Source organism: Streptomyces sp. NPDC058291, from assembly GCF_042880855.1.
In the GTDB taxonomy this organism is placed as follows: Bacteria; Actinomycetota; Actinomycetes; order Streptomycetales; family Streptomycetaceae; genus Streptomyces.
Window position 1 is genome coordinate 1 of the sequence record NZ_JBHVYK010000037.1, and the last position, 25,980, is coordinate 25,980.

General features: G+C 75.5%; 19 protein-coding genes. 13 read left to right on the top strand and 6 right to left on the bottom strand.

What is annotated here, in order from left to right:
* Together ACFVYK_RS19810 and ACFVYK_RS19815 are read left to right on the top strand one after the other, a co-directional pair.
* A partial coding sequence (locus tag ACFVYK_RS19810; protein WP_389775520.1) for an N-acetylglucosamine kinase occupies positions 1-934 on the top strand: 934 nt, incomplete at its 5' end.
* Between the two features lie 188 nt (positions 935-1,122).
* Complete coding sequence (locus tag ACFVYK_RS19815) at positions 1,123-2,046, top strand: sirohydrochlorin chelatase (RefSeq protein ID WP_389775523.1); 924 nt, start codon at positions 1,123-1,125, stop codon at positions 2,044-2,046.
* Positions 2,047-2,210: 164 nt separating this feature from the next.
* Here the strand turns inward: ACFVYK_RS19815 and ACFVYK_RS19820 are convergent, their stop codons facing one another.
* The gene (locus ACFVYK_RS19820) at positions 2,211-3,251 is read right to left on the bottom strand and encodes a lactonase family protein (RefSeq protein ID WP_389775525.1); all 1,041 of its coding nucleotides are present in this window, start codon (positions 3,249-3,251) and stop codon (positions 2,211-2,213) included.
* Between the two features lie 121 nt (positions 3,252-3,372).
* On the bottom strand, positions 3,373-4,911 hold the full coding sequence (locus ACFVYK_RS19825; RefSeq protein ID WP_389775527.1) for an FUSC family protein: 1,539 nt from the start codon (positions 4,909-4,911) through the stop codon (positions 3,373-3,375).
* Positions 4,912-5,251: 340 nt separating this feature from the next.
* On the opposite strand from ACFVYK_RS19825, the gene ACFVYK_RS19830 reads away from it, so the two are divergent.
* Positions 5,252-5,728: an Lrp/AsnC family transcriptional regulator gene (locus ACFVYK_RS19830; protein ID WP_389775530.1), complete on the top strand. Its 477-nt coding sequence runs from the start codon at positions 5,252-5,254 to the stop codon at positions 5,726-5,728.
* 139 nt (positions 5,729-5,867) lie between these two features.
* Here ACFVYK_RS19830 and ACFVYK_RS19835 read toward each other — a convergent pair whose 3' ends face one another.
* The gene (locus ACFVYK_RS19835; protein ID WP_389775532.1) at positions 5,868-6,662 is read right to left on the bottom strand and encodes a LysR family substrate-binding domain-containing protein; all 795 of its coding nucleotides are present in this window, start codon (positions 6,660-6,662) and stop codon (positions 5,868-5,870) included.
* A 58-nt stretch (positions 6,663-6,720) separates the two neighbouring features.
* On the opposite strand from ACFVYK_RS19835, the gene ACFVYK_RS19840 reads away from it, so the two are divergent.
* From ACFVYK_RS19840 to ACFVYK_RS19875, 8 genes are all read left to right on the top strand, one after another.
* The gene (locus ACFVYK_RS19840) at positions 6,721-7,107 is read left to right on the top strand and encodes a DUF5997 family protein (RefSeq protein WP_389775534.1); all 387 of its coding nucleotides are present in this window, start codon (positions 6,721-6,723) and stop codon (positions 7,105-7,107) included.
* Between the two features lie 186 nt (positions 7,108-7,293).
* Positions 7,294-7,683 (top strand): cold-shock protein, encoded by a 390-nt coding sequence (locus ACFVYK_RS19845; RefSeq protein ID WP_389775536.1) that lies wholly within the window; start codon positions 7,294-7,296, stop codon positions 7,681-7,683.
* 275 nt (positions 7,684-7,958) lie between these two features.
* A complete protein-coding gene (locus tag ACFVYK_RS19850; protein WP_389775539.1) occupies positions 7,959-8,813 on the top strand; it encodes a DUF4132 domain-containing protein in 855 nt (284 codons plus the stop codon).
* On the top strand, positions 8,810-13,822 hold the full coding sequence (locus ACFVYK_RS19855) for a hypothetical protein (protein ID WP_389775541.1): 5,013 nt from the start codon (positions 8,810-8,812) through the stop codon (positions 13,820-13,822). Before ACFVYK_RS19850 ends, ACFVYK_RS19855 begins: the two co-directional genes overlap by 4 nt.
* Before the next feature lie 35 nt (positions 13,823-13,857).
* Positions 13,858-15,030 carry an AAA family ATPase gene (locus tag ACFVYK_RS19860; RefSeq protein ID WP_389775543.1) on the top strand — a complete coding sequence of 391 codons (1,173 nt, stop codon included), beginning with the start codon at positions 13,858-13,860 and terminating at the stop codon, positions 15,028-15,030.
* 5 nt (positions 15,031-15,035) lie between these two features.
* Complete coding sequence (locus ACFVYK_RS19865) at positions 15,036-18,767, top strand: DUF5682 family protein (protein ID WP_389775545.1); 3,732 nt, start codon at positions 15,036-15,038, stop codon at positions 18,765-18,767.
* Positions 18,764-20,605 carry a hypothetical protein gene (locus ACFVYK_RS19870; RefSeq protein WP_389775547.1) on the top strand — a complete coding sequence of 614 codons (1,842 nt, stop codon included), beginning with the start codon at positions 18,764-18,766 and terminating at the stop codon, positions 20,603-20,605. The genes ACFVYK_RS19865 and ACFVYK_RS19870 overlap by 4 nt, the downstream gene beginning before the upstream one ends.
* 74 nt (positions 20,606-20,679) lie before the next feature.
* Positions 20,680-21,234 (top strand): DinB family protein, encoded by a 555-nt coding sequence (locus ACFVYK_RS19875; protein ID WP_389775549.1) that lies wholly within the window; start codon positions 20,680-20,682, stop codon positions 21,232-21,234.
* 194 nt (positions 21,235-21,428) lie between these two features.
* On the opposite strand, the gene ACFVYK_RS19880 is transcribed toward ACFVYK_RS19875, so the two are convergent.
* The gene (locus ACFVYK_RS19880) at positions 21,429-22,829 is read right to left on the bottom strand and encodes a cytochrome P450 (protein ID WP_389775552.1); all 1,401 of its coding nucleotides are present in this window, start codon (positions 22,827-22,829) and stop codon (positions 21,429-21,431) included.
* A gap of 297 nt (positions 22,830-23,126) precedes the next feature.
* Between ACFVYK_RS19880 and ACFVYK_RS19885 the strand changes: the two genes are divergently transcribed.
* Entirely contained in the window at positions 23,127-23,342 is a 216-nt protein-coding gene (locus ACFVYK_RS19885) for a DUF4177 domain-containing protein (protein WP_069772325.1), read from the top strand.
* Between the two features lie 58 nt (positions 23,343-23,400).
* Here the strand turns inward: ACFVYK_RS19885 and ACFVYK_RS19890 are convergent, their stop codons facing one another.
* Positions 23,401-23,823 carry a secondary thiamine-phosphate synthase enzyme YjbQ gene (locus ACFVYK_RS19890; RefSeq protein ID WP_389775555.1) on the bottom strand — a complete coding sequence of 141 codons (423 nt, stop codon included), beginning with the start codon at positions 23,821-23,823 and terminating at the stop codon, positions 23,401-23,403.
* 173 nt (positions 23,824-23,996) lie between these two features.
* Between ACFVYK_RS19890 and ACFVYK_RS19895 the strand changes: the two genes are divergently transcribed.
* On the top strand, positions 23,997-25,073 hold the full coding sequence (locus ACFVYK_RS19895) for an NAD(P)-binding domain-containing protein (RefSeq protein ID WP_389775558.1): 1,077 nt from the start codon (positions 23,997-23,999) through the stop codon (positions 25,071-25,073).
* Between the two features lie 12 nt (positions 25,074-25,085).
* On the opposite strand, the gene mltG is transcribed toward ACFVYK_RS19895, so the two are convergent.
* Positions 25,086-25,940, bottom strand: a complete 855-nt coding sequence (gene mltG, locus ACFVYK_RS19900; protein WP_389775560.1) for an endolytic transglycosylase MltG — start codon at positions 25,938-25,940, stop codon at positions 25,086-25,088.
* Positions 25,941-25,980: the final 40 nt, after the last annotated feature.

The following is a 25,980-nucleotide window of genomic DNA, read 5'->3' on the forward strand; positions in this document are numbered from 1 at the left end:
AGGTTCCGGGCTGCGGGTCGCCCTCGGGACCGTGGGGCGGGGCGCCCTCGGCCGGCGCTCGTCGCCGGAGCCCGTGCGCATCGGCGCGCGGGGCGTCGACCGCGATGATCTGCTCGCCCGGCTGACGCCGCTGACACGGGCGTTGGCGGCCGAGACGGGCGCTCCGCCGCCGACCGTGGCCGTCGTGGGGGCCGCGGGGCTCGGCACCCTGGGCGAAGCGCTGCGCGCCGAGCTCCCGGCCGCCCTGGCGCGGGAGTTCGGCGTCCGCACGACCGCGCTCGCCGCCGACGCCGTCACCGCGTACGCCGGTGCACTCGGTTCACGACCCGGGGTCGTGGTGGCCGCGGGCACCGGCCTCATCGCGATCGGCACGGACCTGACGGCATGGCGGCGGGCGGACGGGTGGGGGCATCTGCTGGGCGACTGCGGAGGCGGCGCCTGGATCGGACGGGCCGGGCTGGAAGCGGCCCTGCGCGCGCACGACGGGCGGGCCGGCGGTTCGGTCGCGCTGCTGGCCCGGGCCGAGGAACGGTTCGGGCCGCTGCCCGGACTGCCGGGGCTGCTCTACCCGCGCTCCGACCGCCCGGCCGTCCTCGCCTCCTTCGCGCCCTGCGTGGCCGCCTGCGCCCGGGAGGACGCGGTCGCCGCCGCCATCGTGCGCGCGGCGGCCCGGCACATGGCCGAGTCGGCCGCCGCGGTGTGCCCGTCCGACGGGGAACCCCTGATCGCCCTCACCGGGGGCCTGTTCGAGATCGGCGAGCCCCTCCTCGTCCCCCTGGAGGAGGAACTGGCGAGAGCACTGCCGCACGCCCGCCGGGCGGCAGCCGAGGGCGACCCGCTGGACGGCGCCCTGCGCATCGGAGTAGCCCTGGCGACGGGCACTTTCACCTGGCCGTACGAGGACGCGCTGCTCTCGGTGGCGCGCCGCCCGTGATGCGCCCGGCGCAGGGAACGTACGTCAGCCCGCAAAAGGGGGATTACTCCCTCCAGGGGCAAGTCACCCGGAAAACATGCTGATCACTTCTGATCCGTACGTAACTCATCAGACAAAACCGGACGGATACCGCTCACGTGCACCCTCCCCGAACAGGGGAGCCCAAGAAGCCAGTAACATGCGTCGCCATGAGCTCCCCCACTGGGCCCGCGTCCGGCCTGCCAGTACGAATGCCGCGACCTCGCCAGCCCGGGCGGCACCGCCGACCCGAGCCGCTGGCGGCTCCCGAGGGCGCGCCCGCGCTCGTCCTCGCGGTGCCGGGCACGCCTGCCGCCGCCACCCGCGGCCTCGCCGAGGAGATCGTGAGCATCGCCCGCTCCGAACTCCCCGGCCTCGACGCGCGCATCGGCTACCTCGACGGGGACGACACCCACTTCCCCACCGTTCAGTCCGTGCTCGCGCACGCCGCCGACGAGCGCACGGCCCGCTTCGAGCAGGCCCGCGCCGCCGGTCTGGACGTCAAGGAGCCCGACGGCCCGGTCGCCGTCGTCGTGCCGCTGCTGGCCGGCCCCGACAGCGCGCTGCTGCGCCAGGTCCGCCAGGCCGTCATGGAGAGCCGCATCGCGGCCGAGCTGACCGACGTCCTCGGCCCGCACCCGCTGCTCGCCGAGGCGCTGCACGTGCGGCTGTCCGAGGCGGGCCTGGCCCGCGCCGACCGCGCCCGGCTGTTCACCGTGGCGACGGCCGCGGACGGCATCATCCTGGCCTCCGTGGGCGGCGAGGAGGCCGTGCAGGCCGCCGGGATCACCGGCATGCTGCTCGCCGCGCGCCTCGCCGTGCCGGTCATGGCCGCGGCCCTCGACCAGGAGGGCTCCATCGCCTCCGTCGCCGAGCAGCTGCGCTCCTCGGGCTCGCAGCAGCTGGCGCTGGCGCCGTACCTGATCGGCCCGGAGATCGACGCCACGCTGATCGAGGAGGCGGCCAAGGAGGCCGCCGCCCCCGCGGCGGAGGCGCTCGGCCCGTACCCGGCCATCGGCAAGCTGGCGCTGGCCAAGTACACGACCGCCCTCGGCATCGCGCCGCCGCAGCCGCAGGGCGCGCCGGTCCGTTGAGACAGCCGTTAGGACGCCATCAGACGCGTAGGGCCCGCTCCGGGTGAGGAGCGGGCCCTACGCGTCTGTGGCGCGGCGGGCCGGACGCTTACGCTCCGCGCCGGCTCGGGAGCGGGGCGGGCGCCGGGGCCGTCGGAGGGCGTCGGCAGCGGCGGCCGGGCGCGTCAGCCGAGGACGACGCAGGACGCCGCGGGGACCTCGATCGACCCACCGCGCCGGGGCAGGCCGGTCGCCGGGTCCAGGGAGAACCAGGTGACGTCTCCGGACCGCTCGTTCGCGACGTAGAGGAAACCGCTGGACTCGGCGAGGGCCCGGGGCCAGTGCCCGGCACAGGGCACCGTGCCCACCAGTCGCAGCGTCTCCCCGTCGCCCTCCACGGCGAACACCGAGAGCACGTCCTCGCCGCGGGTGGCCGTCCGGACGAACCGGCCGTCGGGCGAGACGACGAGCCCGGAGGGGTAGGCGTCGCCGGCCGGCGCGCCGGGCAGGACCGCGACCTCAGCCAGCGGCTTCAGCGAGCCGTCCACGGCGTCCCAGCGGCACACGGTGACGGTCGGGGTGAGCTCGTTGACGACGTAGGCGTACCGGCCGTTCGGATGGAACGCCAGATGACGCGGGCCGGATCCGGGGCGCAGCGCGTGCTCCCGGTGCAGGACGGGGCTGCCGTCGCGCAGGGCGCACACCCGCACGGAGTCCGTCCCGAGGTCCACGCTGACCGCCCAGCGACCGCTCGGGTCGGGCTGCACCTGGTGGGGGTGCGGCCCCTGCTGGCGCCGCGTGTGCGGTCCGGACCCGCGGTGCCGCAGGACGCCGGAGGCGACCCGGGCGAGGGCGCCGTCCGCACGGACCGGGACGGCGGTGACGCTGCCCGAGCCGTAGTTGGCGGTGAGGACGTGTCCGTCGAACACGCTGAGGTGGGTGGGACCGCTGCCGTTCACCGGCACCGGGGGGCCCGCCGGCTCGGGCACGTCGCCGGTCACCCGGTAGGCGGCCACGGCGCCGTCGGTGGTCTCGCTCACCGCGTACAGCGTCTCCCCGGTGACGGACAGGGCCAGATAGGAGGGGTCCTTGACGCCGTTCACGCTGCTCAGAACGGTCAGCGCCCCACTGGCCGGATCCACGGCGGCGGCCACGATCCCGGGCCCTCCAGCCGCCGTGAACGAGCCGATGAACGCGCGCCGTCGCCTTCCGCCGAGGTCTGCCACCGCTGTCCCCTCCCGGGTCGCCGCTGCCGTTGCTGACGCTGCTGCTCGGGGTGACGGTAGCAGTCGATCACGAGCGGTCTAGACCAGGCACGCTCGCCCGCCCGGCCCGGAGCGGGACCGCTCAGGCCCCGACGGAGACACGGCCCGAGCCGCGCAGCGGCACGGCCAGCTCCAGGAGCGCCTGTTCCAGAGCGTGCAGATGAGCCAGCACCGGCTCGGCGGGCGCGCTGTGCGCCACGACGACGGTCCGCGCCGGACGGCGCCCGTCGGCCGCCTGCTCGGGGCGGCGTCCATCGGCGGCCGAGGGGGCCGTGAGGGCCTCGACCGCGGTCTCCACCCGCCGGCAGGCCGAGACGAGCCGGGCGTCGTGGGAGGCTTCCGGGTCCGCCGCGACCGCGGCCAGCCCGCGCACCTCGCGGGCGCAGTCGTCGAGCAGCGCGAGCACCTGCCGGGCCCGGCCCTTGCGTGCCCGCAGCGGGCTGAGCGGATGCACCAGCGGGGCCAGCGACAGGCGGACCCGCGCGAGGATCTGCTCCAGCTCGGCCACGCGCGGCGCCGGGTCCGCCGTCGGGGAGCCGGCCAGCCGGGCGGCGGCCTCGGCGGTGCAGACGTGCACACAGCGCAGCGCGCGCTCCACCCAGGCGTCGGTCACGGAGTGCGTGGTGACCGGGAGCACCAGCAGCACCGCGAGCACGGCGCCCAGGGCTCCCACCGCCGTCTCGGCGAGGCGCAGGGCGAGCAGAGCGGGGTCGAGCAGCCCGAGCACGCCGTACAGCGCGCTGGCCATGACCGTGACGGAGAGCATCATCCACGTGTAGGAGACGGCGGCCGTGTAGAAGATCCCGAAGACGCCGGCCGCGACGACCACCGCGGACGCCACCGGCTCCCCGTGCAGGGGCACGGCCACCGCGAGCCCCACCACGATCCCGAGGACGGTTCCGAGGAACCGCCGGAACCCGCGGACCAGCGTCTCGCCGCGCGAGGCGGTGTTCACGAACACCCACCAGGTCGCGCCCACGGCCCAGTACCAGCGCTGGTCGGAGAGCGCCTGTCCGACGACGAGGGCGATCCCCGCGGCCACGGTGGCCTGCACGGCCTGCCGGGTCGTGATGCGCGCGAGCCCGGCGCCGCCGGTCGGCGGGGCCACGACGGGCGGCGCCGGCGAGCGCCGCTCGTAGCACCAGACGCCGAACCGCACCGCCGACGAGGCCGCCAACGAGATCGTCACGGCCGCGTAGAGCTCCGGCAGCCGGGCGGGGGCCGTGTGCAGGAACTGCGCGGCGAAGAAGGTCATGAAGGCGAACACCCCGAGGGCGTGGCCGCGCGGCCCCCACCGGCGGGCGTAGCCGCCCGCGCCGACCACGGCGAGGAAGGCGACGTCGCGGGCGACGGGGACGTCGTGCAGGAAGGCCGCGAGGGTGAGCACCGGCAGCCCGACGGCGGGCAGCAGCGCGGTCGTGACGGCCTGCCCGCGCACCGTCGCGTCGGTCACCGTGAACAGCGCGAGCAGCGCGGCCAGGCCGCCGGTGACGGCCGCCGTCAGACTGTGTCCGGCCGCCCCGCACAGCGCCACGGCCAGCCCGATGCCGAGCACGGCCCGGGTGGCGAACCGCAGTCGCACCCGCCCCGGATCCGGTGCCGCGAACGCCCTCTTCAGCAAGCTGTCCCGCCCTTTCCCCACTCTGACGCGCCCTCGCAACCGTCGCGCCGGACGACACGACTCGTGAGACGACATGAGAAAGGCGCCGCGGAGTCCGCAGCGCCATCGACCCGGCCATCTCAGCATCAGACGGGCGAGTGGTTCAACCGGGTCCGACAAGACTGGGCCAATGGCCCAGCCGAAGCCGTGTCGGCGGGGCCGTCGGCCGGGCCAACGGTCCACCGGTCGCCGACGGGGTCCCTCCCGCGCCTCGACCGGTCCGGCCCGCTCGCGCCTCTCCCGGCCGTTGATACTGTCGCGCAGGTCGGGCGCGAGCGAGGGATAGGGACAGGGCGAGGACATGGCCGTGGACGAGCTGGACACCCGCATCCTGCGTCTGCTGCTGGAGCAGCCGCGGACCAGCGTGCGCGAGTACGCCCGTCTGCTCGGCATCGCGCGCGGCACCCTTCAGGCCCGCCTCGACCGGCTGGAGCGGGACGGTGTCATCACCGGTACCGGACCGTCGCTCTCCCCCGCCGCCCTGGGCCACCCGGTGCTCGCGTTCGTGCACATCGAGGTCACCCAAGGCCACCTCGACGACGTGGGCGACGCGCTGGCCTCGGTGCCGGAGATCGTGGAGGCGTTCTCCGTCACCGGTGGCGGCGACCTCGTCACACGGGTCGTGGCGCGGGACAACGAGCACCTGGAGGATGTGATCCAGAAGCTCATCAGCCTGCCCGGCGTGGTGCGCACCCGCACCGAGGTGGTGCTCCGCGAGCGCGTGCCGCACCGGCTGCTGCCCCTGGTGGAGTCGATCGGGCGGGCGGCGGCGAAGTAGCGACCTGCTCCGGGCAGGAGCACGGGCGGGACGCGTGGGCGGCCGACGGGCTGCTCGGCGCGCCCGGCCGGGGCAGACGGTGGACCCCGCGCGCGTAGAGCGACTCTCGTGCCCCTGACGCCCTGGGGACCGCGGAATGCTAGGAGCGGCGACGGGGCTTTCCGCCGCCCGCGCGCCGGCCCCCGCCGCTCTTCGCGCCGCCGCTGCTCTTCGCGCCGCCGCTGCGGCCGCGGGCGCCGGCGGCCGTGTTCCCGCGCCGGGCGCCGCCCGGCTGCGCCTTACGGCGCTCGTCCTTCTTCTGCTCCGCCGCGGGGGTCTGCTGGGTACGGCCCCGCGTGCTGTTGACCGTGCGGCCCCGGACGATGCCGATGAAGTCCTCGACCAGGTCGGTGGTCGCGTCCTGCGGCCAGGACAGGGCGACCTCCGACTGCGGGGCGTCGACGAGCGTGCGGTAGGTCAGGTCGCGGCGGTGGTGCAGGCGGGCCAGGGACTGCGGCACGACCAGCACGCCGATGTTCGCGGCGACCAGCTCGATCGCGTCCTCGGTGGTCGCGGGACGCTCGAAGGCGGGCTCGCCGGGCGGCCGCTCCCAGCCGATGACGTCGTCGAGGGGGTGCAGGACCACCTCGTCGGCGAGGTCCTCCAGGGTGATCTCCTCGGCCGCGGTGATCACATGGTCCTTGGGGACCACGACGACCGTCGTCTCCGTGTACAGCGGGATGGCGCTGAACACGGTGCGGTCGACGGGCAGGCGCACGAAGGCCGCGTCGGCGGCGCCCTCGCGCAGGAGGCCGTCGGCCTCGGCGGGGGTCGCCTGCAGGAGGGCGAGGGGCGTGTCGGGCAGGCGCTCCGCCCAGACCCGCGCCCATTTGGCGGGCGTCACTCCGGGGACGTACGCGAGCCGGAAGGAGGGGGAGTCCGCGGAGTCGGTCATCCCGCCAGGCTACCGGCTGTGGTCGGGGCCCTCCGCCGCGGCCGATACCCTGGACCGCATGAAGTCGCAAGCGAACGCCCAGACGATGAAGCCCGCCACCGCGGCGAAGAAGCTGGGTGTGTACCTCCCCGCCACGCCCGCCGAGTTCCAGGAGGGCGTCGTCACGCGCACCGAGCTGAACGAGCTCCAGGCCAACCCGCCCGAGTGGCTGGTCACGCTGCGCGAGACCGGACCGCACCCCCGCCCGGTGGTCGCGGCCAAACTGGGCGTCTCCATCGCGGGCCTGGCCCGCGCCGGGGTGTCCGAGGCGCTGACCACCGAGCAGATCGAGGCCGTCAAGGACGCCGGGCCGGAGTGGCTGCACATGGAACGCGCCATCCAGGCCGAGGTCCGCAAGGAGACGGTCCGCATCAAGAAGCGGGACGCGGAGCGCGCGGGATCCTGACCGGTCGGCCGCGCGGCGCGAGAGCGCCCGCAGCGTCGGCGCGGACGACGGCGGAGCCGGCCGACCGGCCGCTCGGCCCCCCTGGTCGCGCTCGGTGAACGTCCCGCGCTCGCCCGACGACCGTCGCTTTGACTACGATCCGGGCAGGTTCACCGACGTGGTGTTTCGAGGTCGCTGGGGGTTGGGATGGTTGCTGGTCGTGTGGTGCGCTTCGACAGTCAGCGCGGTTACGGGTTCATCGCGCCCGACGACGGCGGGGAAGACGTCTTCCTGCATGTGAACGACATGTTGATGCCCGAGTCCCAGGTGCGCCGGGGCATCGTGGTGGAGTTCGAGATCGAGGACGGCGAGCGCGGTCCGAAGGCGTCCGGAGTACGGCTCGCGCGGGGCGCGGACGGAAAGCCGCTCGCCGCCGACGACGACGTCCTGTGCGACGTGCTCAGCACGGACGAGTTCACCCGGGACGTCACCGAGGCGCTGCTGACGGCGGCGCCCTCGCTCACCGGCGAGCAGATCCTCCAGGTGCGCGCCGGGCTCGCGCAGTTCGCGAAGGACCACGGCTGGGTCGAAGGCTGAGCGCACCGCCTTCCGGCAACCGCCTTCCGGCAACCGCCTTCCGCCTGCCGGCGACCGCCTCGCGCATGCCCGCGGTCGCCTGCCGCGTGGCCGGAACCGCAGCCGGCGCAGAGGTGGGCCGCACCGCTCGACGAGACGCACCGCCCAGGGATGACCTGCGCACTTCGACGTGCGGGTCCGCGGTTCACCGCCGCTTCGCCGTCTGCGGAACCCCGTTGTCAGTGGCCTGATCTACAGTTCCCGGCACTTGATCACAGCGGGTGCGGGAGGCACGCATGGGGTGGGTGTCGGCCGGCGACTACGAAGTCGCCTTGGAGGACGGCAAGGTGGTGTGCCGCAACGCGGCCGGGCGGCGGTTGAAGTCCGTTCCGCCCAAGATCGCCGACGAGCCGACGGTGGTGGGGCTGCGTCAGCTCGTCGATTGGCTGGAACGGCACGAACGCCGGTGCCTGGCGGACGTCGAGCGGTGGATGGTGCGCTCGCTGCCGGTGCCGTTCGCCGTCGTCGCCCAGGTGTGGCCCGACCCCGCCTGGCAGGCCGCCCTGCGCGACCTCGTCGTCACCGGGGACGACGGCGAGGTGGCGGGATTCCTTCGGGACGCCGACCCCGAGCGGGGCCTCGGCCTGGTCGACCTGGACGGCGACACCGTCCGCATCACCCCGGAGCTCGTGCGGGTTGCCCACCCCGTGCTCCTCGACGACCTGGAGGAGCTGCGGGAGTTCGCCGTGGAACTCGGCGTCGAGCAGCGCGCCCAGCAGCTCTTCCGCGAGGTGTGGCGGCGGCCCGCCGCGCTCGACGCGCGAGGCACGTCCGTCGAGGAGTACGCGGGCGGCGCCTTCAAGGAGCAGCGGTTCCTGCACGGCCGGGTCACCCAGCTCGGATACCGGGTGCGCGGCGGCAACGCCGTGACGTCCGTCCTGGAGGACGGCCGCACCGTCGAAGCCCGTGTGTGGGTGGGCGATTACGAAGGCTACGAGGAGGCCGAGACCGGCCCTCTGACGTTCACCGATGCCACGGGCCGGGCGCTGGAGCTCGGCCAGGTCGGAGCGGTGGCCTGGTCGGAGGGCATGCGCATGGCGGCCGCGCTGTACGCCGGGCGGGACATCGAGGACGAGGAGCGCGCGGCATGACGACCTACGACGAGAACACCGCGGCCGTCCTGCTCGACGCCGGCGCCGTCCTGCCCTCGGGCAGCACGACCCGCGAGGACGCCGACACGCTCACCGTCCGCGTCTACCGTCATCCCGCACTGGATGAGCGCAGGATCGTGCGCCTGGTGCCGGGCACCCTCGGCGAGGCAGAGGACCTCGCCCTGGACTTCCTCGGACTCACCCGCGAGGAGCAGACCCCCGAGGTCGGCCAGGTGCGCCGCGAGACGCTCGGCTTCCCCGCCTGGGCGCTGGTCAACGACCCGGCCAACGGCCACCACGCACTGGCCCTGGTCAAGGACGTCGAGCGACTCGCCCGGCAGGCCAAGTCCCGCCCGGGCACCGCCAAGGACGGCTTCGAGGAGCTCGGCGCCCGGCTCGGCCGGGCCGTGCCGCACTTCCTTCCCACCTACTACGAGCACGCGGCCCGCGTCTTCCTCCGGCACGAGAACACGACGTACGCCTCCGCTTTCTTCGGCAAGGCCCGCGAGGCCGAGCGGGTGCACGCGCTGACGGTCAACGAGGAGCGGCAGCGCGCCGTGTTCCTGGAGTTCGCCTTCGCCGGGGCGCTGACGGTCAAGGCGCTCAAGGAACACGTCAGGGCCCTCTCCGCGCGGCTCGACCCGGCCGCCGCCTGGGCGCAGTTCCGGCAGCTGACCGTGGAGCGCTGCGCGGCCGGGATGCCGCCGTACGCGTCGCTGCCGCAGGACGCGCGCGGGCTCATCAAGGCGGCCGGCCTGGACCGGACCGCCGAGGAATGCGCCCTGGTCGCCGACCTGCTCGCCTCGCCCGCCGCGGTCCGGGCCCCCGCGTCCTTCTGGAACGCCTACCGGTCCACGCTCGCCGTCCTCGCCGGGCAGCGGCCGCAGGTGCGGACCCGGCTGCTGGAGATCATGCCCGCCGGGCTGGGCCGTTCCGTCGAGGACGACGAGTTCTGGCTCGCGCTGCTCGCGGAGTGCGGCGCGGACCTGCTCCTCACGGGTGAGAGTGCTTCCGACGTGGAGGCGGCGGACTGGCTCGGCCGGTGGGCGCTGCACCGCAAGCACGGCGGCACCGTCGCCGACCGCTCCCCGGCCACCCTCGCCCTGGTGGAACGCATGGCGCCCCGGCTGCGCGAGCAGGGCCGCCCGGTCGACCTGTGCGCCGGGCGCTGGCACGCCGGCGCCGATCTCGACCTGCTGGACCTGTGCGTGGCGCAGGGCGTGCCGCTGGCCCTGCCGGACGCGGGCCAGGTCGTGCATCTCGCCCTGGACCGCTGGCTGCGCGAGCCGCGGGGCGGACGGCGGGATCTGACGGCGACCGCGGCGGACCCGCGCTTCCGTCGCCTGCTGTACGCCGCCGTCGGCGCCGTCGGCGGCGTCCGGCCCGGATCCGAGGTGCTGGAAGGGCTGGCCGCCCACCCCGTGCTCGGCGACGTGCTGCGGCAGTGGCTGGACGACGCGGCCGGAGAGCTGACCTCGGCGGTCGGCCTGCCCGCCGCGCGGGCGGCGCTGGAACGGCTGCGGCCCTTCCGTGCGGTGGCTGCCCGGGTCAGCCCGGCGGCCGTGGCCCGCGTCGCCGCCCGCGAGGTCGCGCCGCTGCTCGGGCACACCGTGCGCGCGGGGCTCCTGGACGAACTGGGCTGGCCCGCGCTCGACGAGGCGCTGCGCCGCATCGACGCCGAGACCAAGCCCGGCCGTGATCACGACAACCCGATGACCGTCCAGGAGGCGTGGCCCGCGCTGATCGTCTCCCGCGAGCACAAGGTGTTCGTCGTCGGCCCGCAGGAGATCCTGCTGGAGCACGACCTGCGGCTGCCCGTGCCCGCGCATCGCTGGCAGCGGCCCTCGTTCCGCTACACCGACGGCGAACTGCTGGTGATGTGGCGGCAGGACGGCAAGCAGTTCGGCTACTGGTCCGCCCGCCCGGCCGACGTGTTCCCGCTCGGCGGCGAGCAGATCCCCGCCTACTGGTACGGCGGCGGTGACGCCGGCGCCCCCTCGATCCCGCTGCCCGGCGGCGGCCGCGCGGGCGGCGGGCGCGTCCTGCACGCCGGCGACACCGTCCTGCCCGCAGGACGCCGCATCCTCGGCGACGGCACCTCGTACTGGCGTCAGGGGCGGCAGGGCCGGCAGCAGGTCTGGCTCGAGTACGACCCGGCCACCGGCGCCCACGGGCGTGCCTCGCTGCCCGCCTTCCTGCAGGCCGGCATCCAGGAGGACGCGACGCTGCAGCAGGAGAACTGCGAGCTGTTGCCGCTCCGACCGGGGCTGGAGCAGAGCCCGTTCGGAACCGACGGCACGGTGCTCGGCCGCTGGGTGCGCACCCAGGGGGAAGGGGCCGAGGCCCGCACGGTCGCCGGCACGCCGGACGGCCGCATCGTCACCCTGCCGTGGGCGGGCGGCCGGGCGCCCGGCGTCCTGCTCGGCGCGTTGCGGCTGCCCGGCGGGGCCGAGCCCGTCGCCGTCCGTCTCCACCGGCAGATCGCCCTGTACTCGGGCGATGACACCTCTCCCGCCGGCGAACTCGGCCGGGTGACGCCGATGGAGCGCGGCGGCGAGTTCGCCGCGGGCACCCGGTTCGTCCCGCCGGTCGAGTACTGGCACGCGCTGCGTCCGCGCGACGAGGAGGCGTCGGCCGCACTGCGCGCGCTGAGCGACGAGCGGGCCGCCGAGATCGTGCGCGCCGCGACGCGGGCGCTGGCCGAGCGACAGGCCCGGTCGACCGCGGCCGGGTCTGTCGACGGCTCCGCGCAGAGCCGGGACGTCGTCCCCACGGCGGACGAGGTCGTCCAGGAGATCGTGTCCCGCTTCCTGCCCGCGCTCGGCGACCGCAGGCTGGTCACGGGGGTCGCCGCGCTGGTACGCGCCGTGCTGCGGCTCGCGGAGTCGACCGCCGCGTTCGTGGCCCCTCCGGTCGTCCGGTCGAAGGCGCAGGACAACCGGATCCACGGCATGTTCGCGGACCTGAAGCCCGAGTACGGAGACGACCGGACGCTGCGCGAGGCCGTCACCGGGATCGCCCAGGTGCAGGGGTGGGGCGGCGAGACGACCTGGTCCACGCTGCGGCAGATCCGCGCCGTCAACCAGGTGCTGTCCGGCGAGCCGGCCGACGGCAAGGCGCTGCCCGAGGCCTCCCGGCCGGTCGGCGTAGCCGACGGCTGGCGCAGCGACGAGTTCACCGTCCCCGGCATCGGCCCGGTGTGGACGCCCGTGCTGGACGCCCTGCGGTCGCTCGCGTACCGGGCCGCCTGCCCGACGACGACCGTGCAGCACCGCGAGGCGCTGCTCCTGCTGCTGGAGGCCGTCGCCGAGGGGCCGCTGGCCACGCCCGAGGGCGCGGGCGCGCTGCGCGAGGTCGTGCTGAGCGAACCGTACGAGAAGCAGGAACGGGTCGGTCAGGTGCTGCGTCGGGACGGCCGTACCGTCGTCGTCCTCGGCTGCCAGAGCGTCGACCGGCAGGGCGGGCGGGTGAACTGGCTCGCCCTCGACCACGATACGGCCGGCCGGTTCGGCGCGATCGCCCACTTCGCCCTGGTGCGGGAGAGCGCGCACCCGGCGGTGTATCCCGCCGACGCGCTGGCCGCCGTCACCGCACTGGTCCGGGACAAGGGCGCCGCGCCCTGGCAGCCGGAGGCGCCCGACGCCCTGGCCGCCGCCACACGCGGGGGCGTCGGGCCCGTCCAGGCGGCGCTGCTGCTCGCCGGCCAGCCGTCGCAGCTCACCGACGAGGTGATCGCCGCAACTGGACTGAAGCCCCGTCAGAAGCAGTTCGGGGACACCCTGTTGGGGTCGGTCGCGGCCGGTGACCGGGCGGCGCTCGTCGGGGCGCTGCTGCCCGACGCCCCCGGTGATCTGTGGACGGCCGGACCGGACACCGAGGCGGCTGCGCGGGTCTGGGCGCAGCGCCTCGCCGGGGTCGTGCGGCTGCCGGAGGAGCTCGCCGGGGAACTCGCCCTGGACGGTGTGCCGGCCGGCTCCGTGGACGAGGTCCTCAACCCCCGGCTCACCCCTTGGATCGGCCGCACCACCGTGCAGCGGCCGGACAAGGACGGCAACCTGGTCGCGGAGGACCCCGCGGCGCTGCCCGGCCGGTACGACCTGACGCGAGCGGTGGCCGCTCTGGCCGGGCTCGCCTACTCCCTTCCGTACGCCCACCCGTTGCGGGGCGTCCTGCCGGAGAGCCTGGCCGCGGTGCGCCGCCGCGTCGCCGATCCTGGGCTGCTGATCGACCTGGACATCGCCTGGACGGACAAGGGCTCCTCGACCGCCGTCGATCTGCGCAAGGCGTACGGGATGGCCGCGACCGGGGGCGCCGACGCGCACGGTCTGACGGCCGCGGGCGAGGCGCTGGTGCTGCGGCCGTGGTACGGCGAGCAGGAGACCGTCCTGGTGCGGCCCGGCGCGCTGCACGGCCCCGACGACCCGGTGTTCGGGCTGGTCGAGGGGCTCGTCGGGCCCGGGCGCGGCCAGGGCATGCGAGCTCTGCGGACGCTCCTCGGCGGAGAACTCGCCGACGCCGTCGCGGCCGGGACCGATCCGCAGGGGCCGTCGGGCCATGCGCAGGACCCGACGTTCAGCGTGCCGGGGCTGGTCGCCGAGGTCGCCGCGCGGCTCGCACTGAGCGAGGACGCGGCAGCGCTCTACCTGCAGTTGCTCGCCCTCCCCGACCCCACCGACCGCAACTGCGCCCGCTGGACGGGCTGGCGGCCCGCCCGGATGAAGAAGGCCCGCGCCGAACTCGCGTCGACCGACCTGGTGGTGGAGGCCAGGCGTCCGCGCGCGGGCCGCACGCTCTTCCTGCCCTGCGGCTGGCTGGACCTGAAGTCGCCCGCCCTGCCGGTGGAGGTCTGGAAGGAGAGCCTCTACCCGGTGCGCGCCCACGTGCGGGCCGTGCCCCTGCTCCCGGTGCCCGAGCTGTTCGGGCGCGCGTGGGCCCGCGTCCGCTCCGGTGACGCCCCCGCCTACGAGGAGCTCACCACCCGGGCCACCCGCAAGGGCCGCCGCCGATGACCGTCGTCCCCTCTCACCTGGAAGAACCCGCGCCGATGACCGCCACCGCCCCGTCCCCCTCCCCCGAGCGGCAGATCGTCCCGCCCGAGGACCGCTACGCCGCCGAGCTGGCCTTCCTCGCCGCGTACGACGACGGGCCGCGACCGCCCGCCTGGCGGCTCACGCCGCGGGCCGTCGTCACCTTCGTGATGGGCAGCGACGGCCGGGCGCTGAAGCTGCCCGAGGGCGTCGACACGCCGGACGGGACGCCCCGCCGGCTGGTGGTCGAGGGCAAGTTCGTCGGCGACCGTGCCCTGGTGGAGCGGTGTGTGGTCACGCTCGCCGGTGAGCGTGGGCTGCTCCTCGTCGGCGAGCCCGGCACCGCCAAGTCGATGCTGTCCGAGCTGCTGTCCACCGCTGTGTGCGGCACCAGCGGCCTGGTCGTGCAGGGCACGGCGGGCACCACCGAGGACCAGCTCAAGTACGGCTGGAACTATGCCCTGTTGCTGGCCCAGGGGCCGAGCCGGCAGGCGCTGGTGCCCTCCCCGGTGCTGGCCGCCATGTCCCGGGGCGCCATCGCCCGGGTCGAGGAGGTCACGCGCTGTCTGCCCGAGGTGCAGGACGCGCTGGTGTCGCTGCTGTCCGAGCGGCGCATCGCGGTGCCCGAACTGACGGGCAGCGCCGACGCGTCGGCGCACGCGGCTCCCGGCTTCAACCTGATCGCCACGGCCAACCTGCGCGACAAGGGCGTCTCGGAGATGTCCGCGGCCCTCAAGCGCCGCTTCAACTTCGAGACCGTCGGCCCCATCCCCGACCTCGACGCGGAGACCGCGCTGGTGCGCGCTCAGGCCCGCGCCTCGGTGGAACGGGCCGGCGCGCCCTTCCAGGTCGACGACGCCGTGCTGGAGGCTCTGGTCACCGCCTTCCGCGATCTGCGCGAGGGACGGTCGGCGGAGGGCTGGGAGGTGGAACGGCCGTCCACGGTGATGAGCACCGCCGAGGCCGTGTCCGTCGCCGGCGCGCTGGCGCTCGCCGCCGCCTACTTCCCCGGCGACCGTGACGTCCTGGGGCTGCTGCCGGGCCACCTGCTCGGCGTGGTCCGCAAGGACGACCCCGCGGACGCGGCCCGGCTGCGCGGCTACTGGGACGGGCCCGTGCGCCGCCGGGCCGAGCAGGGTTCCGCCACCTGGCGCACCCTGTGGGAGCTGCGCACGGTGCTGGAGGGCTGACGGCCGTGTCCGCGCACCTCATCCCACCGGGCGCTCCGCAGGAGGCGCTCGCCGCGCTCACCGACCCGGCCGCGCCCTATCTCATCGGCGTGCGGCACCACGCGCCGTCGCTGGCCGCCGCCGTGCCCTCGCTGCTGGACGAGGCGAAGCCGGACGTGCTGCTCGTCGAGCTGCCGGCCGAGATGCAGGAGTGGCTGCCCTGGCTCGGGCACGCGCAGACCCGGGCCCCGGTCGCGCTCGCCGCCGCTCCGGGTGACGCGCGCAGCGGCGGGAGTCCGGCGTTCTACCCGTTCGCCGATTTCTCGCCCGAGCTGGCCGCCGTGCGCTGGGCCGCCCGGCACGACGTCGCGGTGATCGCCTGCGACCTGCCCCTCGCCGACCGCGGGTGGGGCGAGGAAGGCGACGTCCCGGCGCCGGGGAAGTCCCCGGGGCTCGCGGGAGCGCTGCGGGCCCGGCTCACGGGCCGCCCGGGGGACGACCTGTGGGACCGGCTCGTCGAGGCGACCGCCCCGGGCTCGCCGCCCGAGGCGCTGCGCCGGGCGGCGCTGCTGACGGGGTGGGCGCTGCGCGAGGACGCGGCCGCCTCCGGCGGGGTGGCCGAGCTGGACCTGCGACGGGAGCGGTGGATGCGGTCCCGGATCGCCGAGGCCACCGCGGGCGGCGAGCGGGCCGCCGTGCTCGTCGGCGCCTTCCACGCTCCGGCGTTGACGGGCGCGGCCACGGCCGCCCCGACGGGCGCTGCCACCGGCCGGCGCCCGGCCCCCGCCCGGGCCGACACCCCCGCACGCTCCCCCGCGCGCCCCGACGCCGACGCGACCGGGCGCATCTCCTGGGTCACCTCGTTGATCCCGTACGCCTACCCCCTCCTGGACGAGCGTTCCGGGTATCCGGCCGGCATCCGGGACCCGGAGTGGCAGGACATGGTGCTGCGGGCCGCCGGGGACCCCGCCGCCCTTCAGGAGGCGCTGACGCGGGCGGCCGTGCGGGTGTGCGCGGAACTGCGCGGTCTGGGGCATCCGTCCGGGCCGGCCGACGCGCGCGAGATCACTCGGCTCGCCTCGGACCTGGCCCGGTTGCGCGGGCTGCCGGCGGCGGGCCGGGGCGAGTTGGTCGAGGCGGTGCAGACGGTGCTCGCGCAGGGCGAGCCGTACGGACGGGGGCGGGCCGTCGCGCGGGCGATGGAGCGGGTGCTGATCGGCACGCGCACCGGACGGCCGGCGCCGGACGCGCCGCGCAGCGGACTCGTTCCGGCGGTCGAGGCCGAGGCCGCCGCGCTGGGCCTGCCCGGACCGGAGAGTTCCCCGGGCGCGGTCCGCGAGCTACGGCTGGACCCGCTGCGCTCCGATCTCGACCGGCGCCGTGAACTGCTGCTGCGCAGGCTGACGGTGTGCGGGGTGCCGTACGGGGAGCCGAAGGAGGTCGTCGGCGCGGGCGGCGCCCAGGCCCTCACCTCCCGCTGGGAGGCGCGCTGGACCCCGGCCACGGCGGCCGTGCTGACCGCGGCCGGGGTACGCGGCGTCACCCCGGCCCAGGCCGCCGAGGGCGTGCTGCGGGAACGGCGACGCGCGGAGCTGGAGGAGGGCGGGCCGACGGCCGATCAGGTCCTGCGGGGACTCGCGGAGGCCGCGGAGTGCGGGCTCGACGCTCTCACGGACGAACGGCTCGACGACGTCGCCGCGGTGTTGCCGCAGGCCGGCACCCTGCCCGAACTCCTCGCCGCGCTGGCCCTGTCGGACCGGCTGCGGGCCGGTCATGTTCCGGGGCTGGGACTCGACGCCGGCCGTACGGCGCGGGCGACGGCCGTCGCCGAGCTGCTCACCGCGGCGGCGGTGCGCCAGGTGGACGGTCTGACCGGTTCCGAGGATCCGGCCGACGCGCACGCCCTCGTCGAACTCGCCCATCGCGCCGACGCGTTCGGCGGCATCCGGCTCGCCGACGCCCTCGCCCGGCTGGCCGCCGACGGCTCACCGCTGATGCGCGGCGCCGCCGGAGCCGTCCGGGTGCTGCTCGGCCACGAGGACGCCGGGGTCTTCGGAGACCGGGTGGCGTCCTGGGTCGACGGCGCGGTCGACGCCGGCTCCCGGTCGGGCCTGACCGCCCGGCTGAGCGGCCTGCTGACCGCCGCCGGCCCGCTGCTGGAGGCCGCGGCGCCGGCCCTGGAGCCGCTGCTGGACCGTGTGTCGGAGCTGCCCGACCGGCGGTTCCTGGACCGGCTGCCGGCCTTGCGGGGCGGGTTCGACACCCTGAGCCCGGCGGCCCGTGACCGGCTGCTGGCCTCCGTCGAGGAGCGTCTGGGCGCGGGGCGCGTGGCCGACACCCACGGCGTCGACCCGGCCGCCCTCGCCGTCTGGGCGGGGGCCGATCTCGCGGCCCGCGCCGCCCTGCGGTCCCTCGGGCTGCTGCCCGCGCGAGTCGTGGACGAGCCCGCCCCCACCCGCGCCACGCCCGCCCGGCCCGCGCCCGCCGACACCCCGACCGCCCGCACGACCGCGCCCGCTGCCGTCCCCGCGCCCCTTCCCGCGACCGCACCCGCGTCCGCGTCCGCCGTTCCTCGCACGGTCGCCTTCTTCGGTGAGGGGTCCGCGGCGCGGAGCGGAGCGCAGCCCGAGGAGGTCCCGGGCGAGGACCGGCTCCTCGGGCCGGCGGACCGCTGGCGGCTGGTCCTGGGGCGGCGCAGCGACCGGCTCCCGCCCGCCGCCCGATCGTTGGCCACCGCCCTGGACGAGCTGTACGGCAGCGGGCGCGGCGAGGGCAGCCGGGGCGACCTCTCGGGCCGCGGGTCCGCCGGCGGCCGGGACGTGCCGTATCCGGGCGTGCGCGAGTGGTCGCAGGAGCTGGCCGCCCTGTTCGGGCCGGGCATCCGGGAGGAGGTGCTGGCGGCGGCCGCGACGTCGGGCCGCGACGACGTGCTCGCGGAACTGGACGCCGACAGCGTGCGTCCCTCGGTCGATCTGCTGCGCACGGTGCTGCGGCACGCGGGCGGGCTGCCCGAGGCCCGGCTCGCCGCGTTGCGTCCGCTCGTGCGCCGGCTCGTGGAGGCGCTGACCCGGCAGCTGGCCACCCGGCTGCGTCCCGCGCTGCACGGCACGGCCCTGCCGCGGCCCAGCCGGCGTCCGGGCGGCGGCCTGGACCTGGCCCGCACCCTGCGCGCCAACCTGGCGACCGCACGGCGCGGCCCCGACGGCGTCGTCCGGGTGATCCCCGAGCACCCGGTGTTCCGGGCGCGGGCGCGACGGTCGGCGGACTGGCGGCTGATCCTGGTCACGGACGTGTCGGGGTCCATGGAGGCGTCCACCGTGTGGGCGGCGCTCACCGCCTCGGTGCTCGCCGGGGTGCCGACCCTGTCCACCCATTTCCTCGCCTTCTCCACCGAGGTCATCGACCTCACCGGTCACGTCGAGGACCCGCTGTCGTTGCTGCTCGAGGTCAGCGTCGGCGGGGGCACGCACATCGCGGCGGGGCTGCGGCACGCCCGCGAACTGGTCACCGTGCCGTCGCGGACCCTGGTGGTGGTCGTCAGCGACTTCGAGGAGGGGTATCCGCTCGGCGGGCTGCTCGCCGAGGTGCGCGCGCTGGTCGGGTCGGGGTGCCATGTGCTGGGCTGCGCGAGCCTCGACGACTCCGGCCGGCCGCGCTACTCCACGGGCGTGGCCGGTCAGCTCGTCGCCGCGGGCATGCCCGTCGCCGCCCTCAGTCCACTCGAACTCGCCCGCTGGGTAGGGGAGAAGATCGCATGAGCCGGGACCTCTTGCCGCCGGTCGCGCCGTCCGTCACCGCCGAACTCGTCGAAGCGCTGTCACCCCGGCTGCGCAAGCGGCTGGACGCGGGGGTCGCCAAGCTGGCGGCTCGTCCGGTGGTCCGGGAGGGCGACACCGTACGGATCGCCGTCGACGACGACACCGACCTCGAACTGCACCTCGTGGGCGACGCGGTGACCAGCGCGGACGCGATCCACTGCGGGTGCCTGCTCGCCCCCGACTGTCTGCACCGCGCGGCGGCGGCGTCGGCCGCGCCGATCGCCGACGCCGACTCCGGACCCAGCCGCGGCTCCGACGCCGCCGACTCGCCCACACCCGCACTTGCGCCGCCCTCCACGTCCGCCGACGCGTCCGCGTCCGCGCCTGCGGGCGACCCGGACGGCGAAGGGGCGCCGGAGCCAACGGCGCACGAGAGCGCCACCCCCGGTCAACTCGTCGCGGCGCGGGCCGTGTTCGACGCGGCCGCCGCGGTGCTCGACGCGGGAGCGGACGGATCGGGCGCCGTGCTCCAGGCGGAGCTCCTGCGCGCCGCGCACACCGCACGGCTCGCGGGACTCCCCCGGGTCGCCGCGGCGGCGGTCTCCGTGGTCAACGCGGTACGCGCGGCGCGCTCCGCCGATCCCGCGCACCGGCTGCCCGATCTGGCCGACGCCCTGCGCGCCGTCCTCGGCGCGGCTCACCGGCTGCCGTCGGCGCGCGGCCCGGAGCTGACCGAGCTGCGCGGCACGGTACGACAGCCGTACTCCCCGGACGGCTCCCTGCGGCTGTACGGGCTCTTCTCGGAGCCCGTGCTCACCGCGACCGGGTACGCGGGCGCGGTCACCTGGACCGCCGACGCCGAGGGCCGCCTCTACACGGTCTCCGACGTGGCGCCGGGCGGCCCCGGCCGGGCGACGGGCGCCGCCGACCGCGCCGTCCGCATCGGCGACACCGCCCTGACCCACCGTGAACTGTCCCGCGCCGGGCTCGCGGTCTCCGGCGCGACCGTCTCCCCGACCGGCCGGCTGGGCGCGGGGGCCGGGGTACGGGCGGTGCGCGCCGCCGGCGGGGACTGGAGCGCCGAGCCGCTCGACCGGCTGTGGGCGACGCCCGTCGCCGCACAGGTCGCCCGGGCCCTGCACGGCGGCCATGACCTGCTGTTCCTGCACGTCACCCTGGCGGGCACGGTCCGTGAGGCGACGGGCGACCGCTTGCTGGCCGACTGTTCCGGCCTCGCACTGCGACTCGCCACGGCTCACGACGACCCGGCGCTCCCGTACCGCGACAACCTGCGCCTGCTGGCCGCCGCCCGGGGCAGTCGGCTGCGCATCGTGGCCCGGCTGGTACCGGGGCCGCTGCCGCGCGCGCTGCTGCTGGCCGCGGAACACCCGGCCGAGCCCGGCGCCCGGGTCGATCTGGGCCTGGATCGCCTCCAGCATGCCGACCTGCCCGCGCCGAGCGGCGCGACGGGCGCACCGATCGGCGCAAGTCCCGTGGACGAGGCGCCGCTGCACCTTCTGCGCCGCCGGGCCCACCAGGCGGCTTCCGGCGGCCGCCGGGTGCTCGCCTTCCCGGGCGGCGCCGCGGGCGACGACGCGCGTCTGCGTCGTGTGGGCCTGGGCACCGCGGCCGACGTCCTCGACGCGCTGCACGCCGCCGCCGCGGACCGTTCCCGGGACGCCTTCGGCCGTCTGCTCCCCGCCGACACCGGCCGCTTCGCCCGCGCGTGGCTGGCCGCGTCCGTGTACACCGCCGAGGCCGAACGGGCGCTGTGCGCCGCGGCCTGGGGCGCGGGCGTCGCAACGGCGGCGACGCCTCACGGAACCCGGCTCGATTAGGTCAGGATCTGACCTCGATCGCTCCTACGGTGGTCCTACGACCGCGGAACAGCACTCACGGAAGAAGGCGCCCCATGAGCAAGTCCACCACCCCTCGCGAGACCGCCGCAGCGCCGACCGTCAGCCGCGAGCGCGCCGACCTGCTGGAGGCCCTCGCCAAGCAGCGGCACTTCCTGCGCTTCACCGCCCGCGACCTGACGGACGAGCAGGCCGGGCAGCGCACCACCGTCAGCGCACTGTGCGTCGGCGGGCTGATCAAGCACGTCTCCTCGGTGGAACGGGGCTGGGCGGCCTTCATCGTCGAGGGGCCTTCGGCGATGGGCGACTTCGACCAGATGACCGAGGAGGACTGGGGGCGGCGGGCCGACGAGTTCCGGATGCTGCCCGGCGAGACGCTGGGCGGGGTGCTCAAGGACTACGAGGAGGTGGCCGCCCGCACCGATGAGCTCGTCGTGTCCCTGCCCGACCTGGACGCGGCGCACCCGCTGCCGACGGCTCCGTGGTTCGAGCCGGGCGTGCAGTGGTCCGCCCGCCGGGTCCTGCTGCACATCGTGGCGGAGACCGCCCAGCACGCCGGTCACGCCGACATCATCCGCGAGGCTCTGGACGGCGCGAAGAGCATGGGCTGAGCATCGTCGGCCGAACGCGCCGGGCGGGCGGTGCAGTCGGGTCTCGGTCGGCCGGGCGGTGCAGTCGCGTCCGGCCAGAGCGGGCAGGCGCAGTCGCGTCCGGCCAAGGCGGGCAGGTGCGGCGAGCGTCGCCCTCCAGCCGGCGAGCGTCGCCCTCCGGCCGGCGGCCGTCGCTCCCCGGACGTCGCCTCGGGTCAGCGACCGACGCCGATCAGACCCGTCAGATAGCGCCACAGCGAGGAGCGTTGCCTGAGGGCCGGGTCCGGCGCCGCCGTCCCCGCCGGCTCCGCGGCCGGGTCGTGGGGCGAGGGCCGGGCCGGCGGCGCGGCGAGTTCGTACCGCACCGGAAGCGAGCGCAAGCCCCGCATGAACGGCGAGGAGCGCCAGGGCAGTTGGTCGGCCGGCAGGGCGAGCTCCAGGTGGGAGAACCGCTCGAAGAGCCGGGTCACACCGACCGCGGCGACCGTCGAGGCGAGTTCGCGCGCCGGGCACTGACGAGGGCCGGCGCCCCACGACAGATGCGCCCGGGTGCTGACCGTGGTGCTCGGACACACGTTGTCCGCGAAGAGCGGGTCGGCGTGCGCCGCCGCGGAGGAGACCCACACCGGATCGCCCGCCCGGATCGTGTAGCGGCCGAGGCGGGTGTCCTCGGCCGCGAAGCGCGGCACGAAGTTCACCAGCGGCGGCTTGCGCATGACCACCCGGTTCATGCTCTCCCTGACCATGCCCGCGGACAGGCTGGCCCGCACGCCGCCCTCCCCCGACAACACGTCGACCACCGTGTTGGAGATGAGGATCCCCACGTGGTCGGAGGTCATGCCCAGCAACATGAACAGCTCACGGGCCAGCTCGTCCAAGGAGAGCTCGGGACGCGCCGCCAGCAGGTAGGAGGGGAAGTCGTCCCCCGGCCGGTCGAGTTTGACCGCCGCCAGCTCCGCGAGCGCCGCGAGCAGCCGTTCCAGAGCGGGTTCGGCGTCCGGTCCGGCGTCCAGGACCCGCCACATGTCCATCAGCGCGTCGTCGCCGTGCGAACCGGGGAAGCCGAGCAGGCGACTGGCCACCATCAGCGGCAGCGGGCGGGAGAACTGGGCGGACAGATCCGCCAGCCCCGTGGTGCCCGCCTGCCCGACGAGGCCGATGAGCTCGTCGGCGTAGGCGGTGACGGCGCTCTTCAGCCGTTTCGCCTGCGCGTGACGCGGGTCCTGGAACGGCTTGAGAGCCGCGTCCCACGCCTGCCGCAACGGTCGATATCCGGGGCCGCCCTGGATCAGCACATGGTTGACCTCCAGGGACGGTCCGAGCGGCCAGTCGGCCGGCACCTCGCCGTCCGTGCGGGCCCGCCAGTTCTCCAGGCCCTTCGGCCACCCGGCGTCGTCCTGGAGCACGTCGAGCGCCTCGCGGTAGCCCAGAACGAGCCACGCGGGCACCCCGAGCAGGTCGACCGGGGCGACCGGGCCGTGGCGTCGGCGCAACCGCTCGTAGACGAGCGCGGGCCTGGTCTCGTAGTCCCGGGTCAGCAGCGGTTCGAGCGTCATCGTCTGCAACCGCGCAGCGTCCAGATCCACGCACCCACCGTCGCCCACCTGGGATTCCATCGCTCGCCGCCCCTTTGACATCCCCGTACCGGCGCGTCTTCGATCGATGGCCGGAAACGGGGGGACCCTATCCCAGCCCCGGCCGACGACGATCTACGGGGGCACTGCCCAGGAGACCCCCGGACCGCGCCCGTCGCCGGCGACACCCTCGCCGCGCCGGCGGTTCCGCTCGCCGCCGACCGCCTCACAACCTGACGGCCCGCCCGGGGGTTGCACGCCGCCGCGCGCGGGGACGCCGATCGGTGATTGGCTGTCCCCGACGCCGTCAACCAGTCCATGCACCGGAAGGCCCCAGACATGAGCAACCCCCAGGCACTCGAGTACAAGGTCGTCACCTTCCGCGAGTCACTCATCGGAGACGCACTCGACAGCGACAAGCTGGAGAAGGTCCTGAACAAGCACGCCGAGGACGGCTGGGCCCTCAAGGCGATCACGTCCGCCGACGTCAAGGGCCGTATCGGGCCCGGCGCGGTGGAGGGCCTGCTCCTCACCCTGGAACGTCCGCGCCGCTGACCTCCCCGGCCTCAGGGCGAAGCCCCGCACGGCCGTCGGGCCCCGGACGCGCTCCTACTCACCCCAGGAAGCTCAGCCGGACCTGGCGGTCGGGGTTGTCCTTGTTGGTGTCCACCAGGCAGACCGACTGCCACGTCCCCAGTTCCAGCCTCCCGTCCACCACGGGCAGGGTCGCGTGGGGCGGGACGAAGGCCGGCAGGACGTGGTCGCGGCCGTGACCGGGGCTGCCGTGCCGGTGCTGCCAGCGGTCGTCCGCGGGCAGGAGCGTGTGCAGCGCGGCGAGCAGGTCGTCGTCGCTGCCCGCGCCCGTCTCGATGATCGCGATGCCGGCCGTGGCGTGCGGCACGAAGACGTTGAGGAGGCCGTCGCGGCCGGCGGCCACCTGGCGCAGGAACGTCTCGCAGTCGCCGGTGAGGTCGACGACCCTCTCCCGGGAACCGGAGGCGACGGACAGGACTCGGGTGGTGAACGCATCTGACATGCCACCATCCTGACCCATATGCCGGGTTCCACACCCGCTCGACGTTCCCACCCCCTCGACCCCCGCTCGACGTTCCCACCCGCCCGCTGGACCTCGTGCCGATCACACGGACCCGCGGCCCCTCGTCGCGGTGATCCGGGAAGATCCACGCCGGTCGAAGCGTTGGTGCGAGCGTGAACGACGTGCGTGAGGTCGAGGTGGTCGTCATAGGCGCCGGCCAGGCAGGACTGGCGGGCGCCTATCACCTGCGGCGCACCGGCTTCGAGCCGGAGCGTGACTTCGTGGTGCTCGACCGCGCTCCCGCCCCGGGCGGCGCCTGGCAGTTCCGCTGGCCCTCGCTGACGTACGGCAAGGTGCACGGGATGCACGCCCTGCCCGCGATGGAGCTGACCGGCGCGGATCCCGCCCGGCCGTCGTCGCAGGTCATCGGCGAGTACTTCGCCGCCTACGAGCGCCGGTTCGATCTGCGCGTGCGGCGGCCGGTGGAGGTGCGGGCCGTCCGGGAAGGCTCCGGCGGACGTCTGCTGGTGGAGACCTCCGACGGCACGTGGTCCGCACGAGCGCTGATCAACGCCACCGGCACCTGGGGCCGGCCGTTCTGGCCGCGCTATCCGGGCCAGGAGACCTTCCGCGGACGCCAGCTGCACACCGCCCAGTACCCCGGCCCCGAGGCGTTCGCGGGCCTGCGGGTGGTCGTGGTGGGCGGCGGGGCCTCCGGCACCCAGCATCTGCTGGAGATCGCGCCCCACGCGGCCGGCACCACCTGGGTGACGCGTCGGCCTCCCGTTTTCCGCGAGGGGCCCTTCGACGAGGAGGCGGGGCGCGCCGCGGTCGCGCTCGTGGAGGAACGCGTGCGGCAGGGACTGCCGCCGAACAGCGTGGTCTCGGTGACGGGGCTGCCGCTCAACGACGCGATCCGGCAGGGGCTGGCCGACGGGGTGCTGGACCGGCTGCCCATGTTCGACCGGATCACTCCCGAGGGCGTCGAGTGGAGCGACGGTCGGCGGGTCGCGGCCGACGTCATCCTGTGGGCGACGGGTTTCCGGCCGGCCGTCGATCATCTCGCGCCGTTGCGGCTGCGCGAGCCGGGCGGCGGGATCCGGGTCGAGGGCACGCGTGCGGTCGCCGACCCGCGGGTCCACCTCGTCGGCTACGGGCCGTCGGCCAGTACGGTCGGCGCCAACCGGGCCGGCCGCGCGGCCGTTCGGGACATCAGGCGGTTGCTCGCACAGGAGTCGGTCGCCGCCTGACGTCCCGCCGCTTCACCCGGCCGCCGCGGACGCGCTCCGCGGGGCCTTCTGGTTGCGGTTGAACTCCGCGACGTTGCGCTGGTGCTCCGCGAGGCTCGCCGTGAAGCGCGTGTCGCCCGGCTTGACGGTGACGAAGTACAGCCAGTCGCCCGGGGTGGGGCTGATGACGGCGCGCATCGCCTCCTCGCCGGGGTTGTCGATCGGCGTCGGCGGCAGGCCCATGCGCTGGTAGGAGTTGTAGGGGCTCTCGACTCGGGTGTCGCTTTCCGTCGTCTTCAGTGTGGAGCGGTTCAGCGCGTAGTTGACGGTGGAGTCCATCTGCAACGGCATCCCGCGTTCCAGGCGGTTGAACACGACCCGGGCCACCTTGCCCATGTCCGCCTTGGTGGCGGCCTCGGCCTGGACGAGGCTGGCGACGATCACCGTCTGATACACGTTCATGGCGTTGCGCTGGGCGCCCGCGGCGATCGGCGCTCGGTTGAACCTCTTGTCGGCCGTGTCCACCATGTAGGCGAGCAGCGTCTGCGGCGTGGCCTTCTTGTACAGCGGATAGGTCGCCGGGAAGAGGTACCCCTCGGGGTTGCCCTTGGCGTCGTTCGGCAGCTTCAGGCCGGCCGTCGGCACGGCCTTGCGCGTGGTGCCGGCCGGCAGGGCGAGCGCCTTGTCGATCGCCTCGTAGACCTGGCTCGCGCGCCAGCCCTCGGGGATGACCAGCGTCCTCGGCTTCGGCTCCTCCCTGGGGTGCTCCAGGCTCAGCAGCGGCACCGCCACGGCGGCGCCGGCCACGACGGCGCCGGTCGCGATGAGGACGAGACGGCCGCGGCGCGTCAGTCGAATCGTGCTCCGAGGCGGAGTGTTCTTCTGCATGCGGGCACGGTAACTCCCAGATCGTCACAAACCCGGCACA

Bases quoted from the DNA above. Each gene is read 5' to 3' on its own strand.
- ACFVYK_RS19885 (WP_069772325.1), top strand. From the start codon at position 23,127: ATGAGCAACCCCCAGGCACTCGAGTACAAGGTCGTCACCTTCCGCGAG.
- ACFVYK_RS19840 (WP_389775534.1), top strand. From the start codon at position 6,721: ATGAAGTCGCAAGCGAACGCCCAGACGATGAAGCCCGCCACCGCGGCG.
- ACFVYK_RS19845 (WP_389775536.1), top strand. From the start codon at position 7,294: ATGGTTGCTGGTCGTGTGGTGCGCTTCGACAGTCAGCGCGGTTACGGG.
- ACFVYK_RS19870 (WP_389775547.1), top strand. From the start codon at position 18,764: ATGAGCCGGGACCTCTTGCCGCCGGTCGCGCCGTCCGTCACCGCCGAA.
- ACFVYK_RS19880 (WP_389775552.1), bottom strand. From the start codon at position 22,829: ATGGAATCCCAGGTGGGCGACGGTGGGTGCGTGGATCTGGACGCTGCG.
- ACFVYK_RS19835 (WP_389775532.1), bottom strand. From the start codon at position 6,662: ATGACCGACTCCGCGGACTCCCCCTCCTTCCGGCTCGCGTACGTCCCC.
- ACFVYK_RS19875 (WP_389775549.1), top strand. From the start codon at position 20,680: ATGAGCAAGTCCACCACCCCTCGCGAGACCGCCGCAGCGCCGACCGTC.
- ACFVYK_RS19860 (WP_389775543.1), top strand. From the start codon at position 13,858: ATGACCGCCACCGCCCCGTCCCCCTCCCCCGAGCGGCAGATCGTCCCG.
- ACFVYK_RS19850 (WP_389775539.1), top strand. From the start codon at position 7,959: ATGGGGTGGGTGTCGGCCGGCGACTACGAAGTCGCCTTGGAGGACGGC.
- mltG (WP_389775560.1), bottom strand. From the start codon at position 25,940: ATGCAGAAGAACACTCCGCCTCGGAGCACGATTCGACTGACGCGCCGC.
- ACFVYK_RS19855 (WP_389775541.1), top strand. From the start codon at position 8,810: ATGACGACCTACGACGAGAACACCGCGGCCGTCCTGCTCGACGCCGGC.
- ACFVYK_RS19890 (WP_389775555.1), bottom strand. From the start codon at position 23,823: ATGTCAGATGCGTTCACCACCCGAGTCCTGTCCGTCGCCTCCGGTTCC.
- ACFVYK_RS19830 (WP_389775530.1), top strand. From the start codon at position 5,252: ATGGCCGTGGACGAGCTGGACACCCGCATCCTGCGTCTGCTGCTGGAG.
- ACFVYK_RS19815 (WP_389775523.1), top strand. From the start codon at position 1,123: ATGAGCTCCCCCACTGGGCCCGCGTCCGGCCTGCCAGTACGAATGCCG.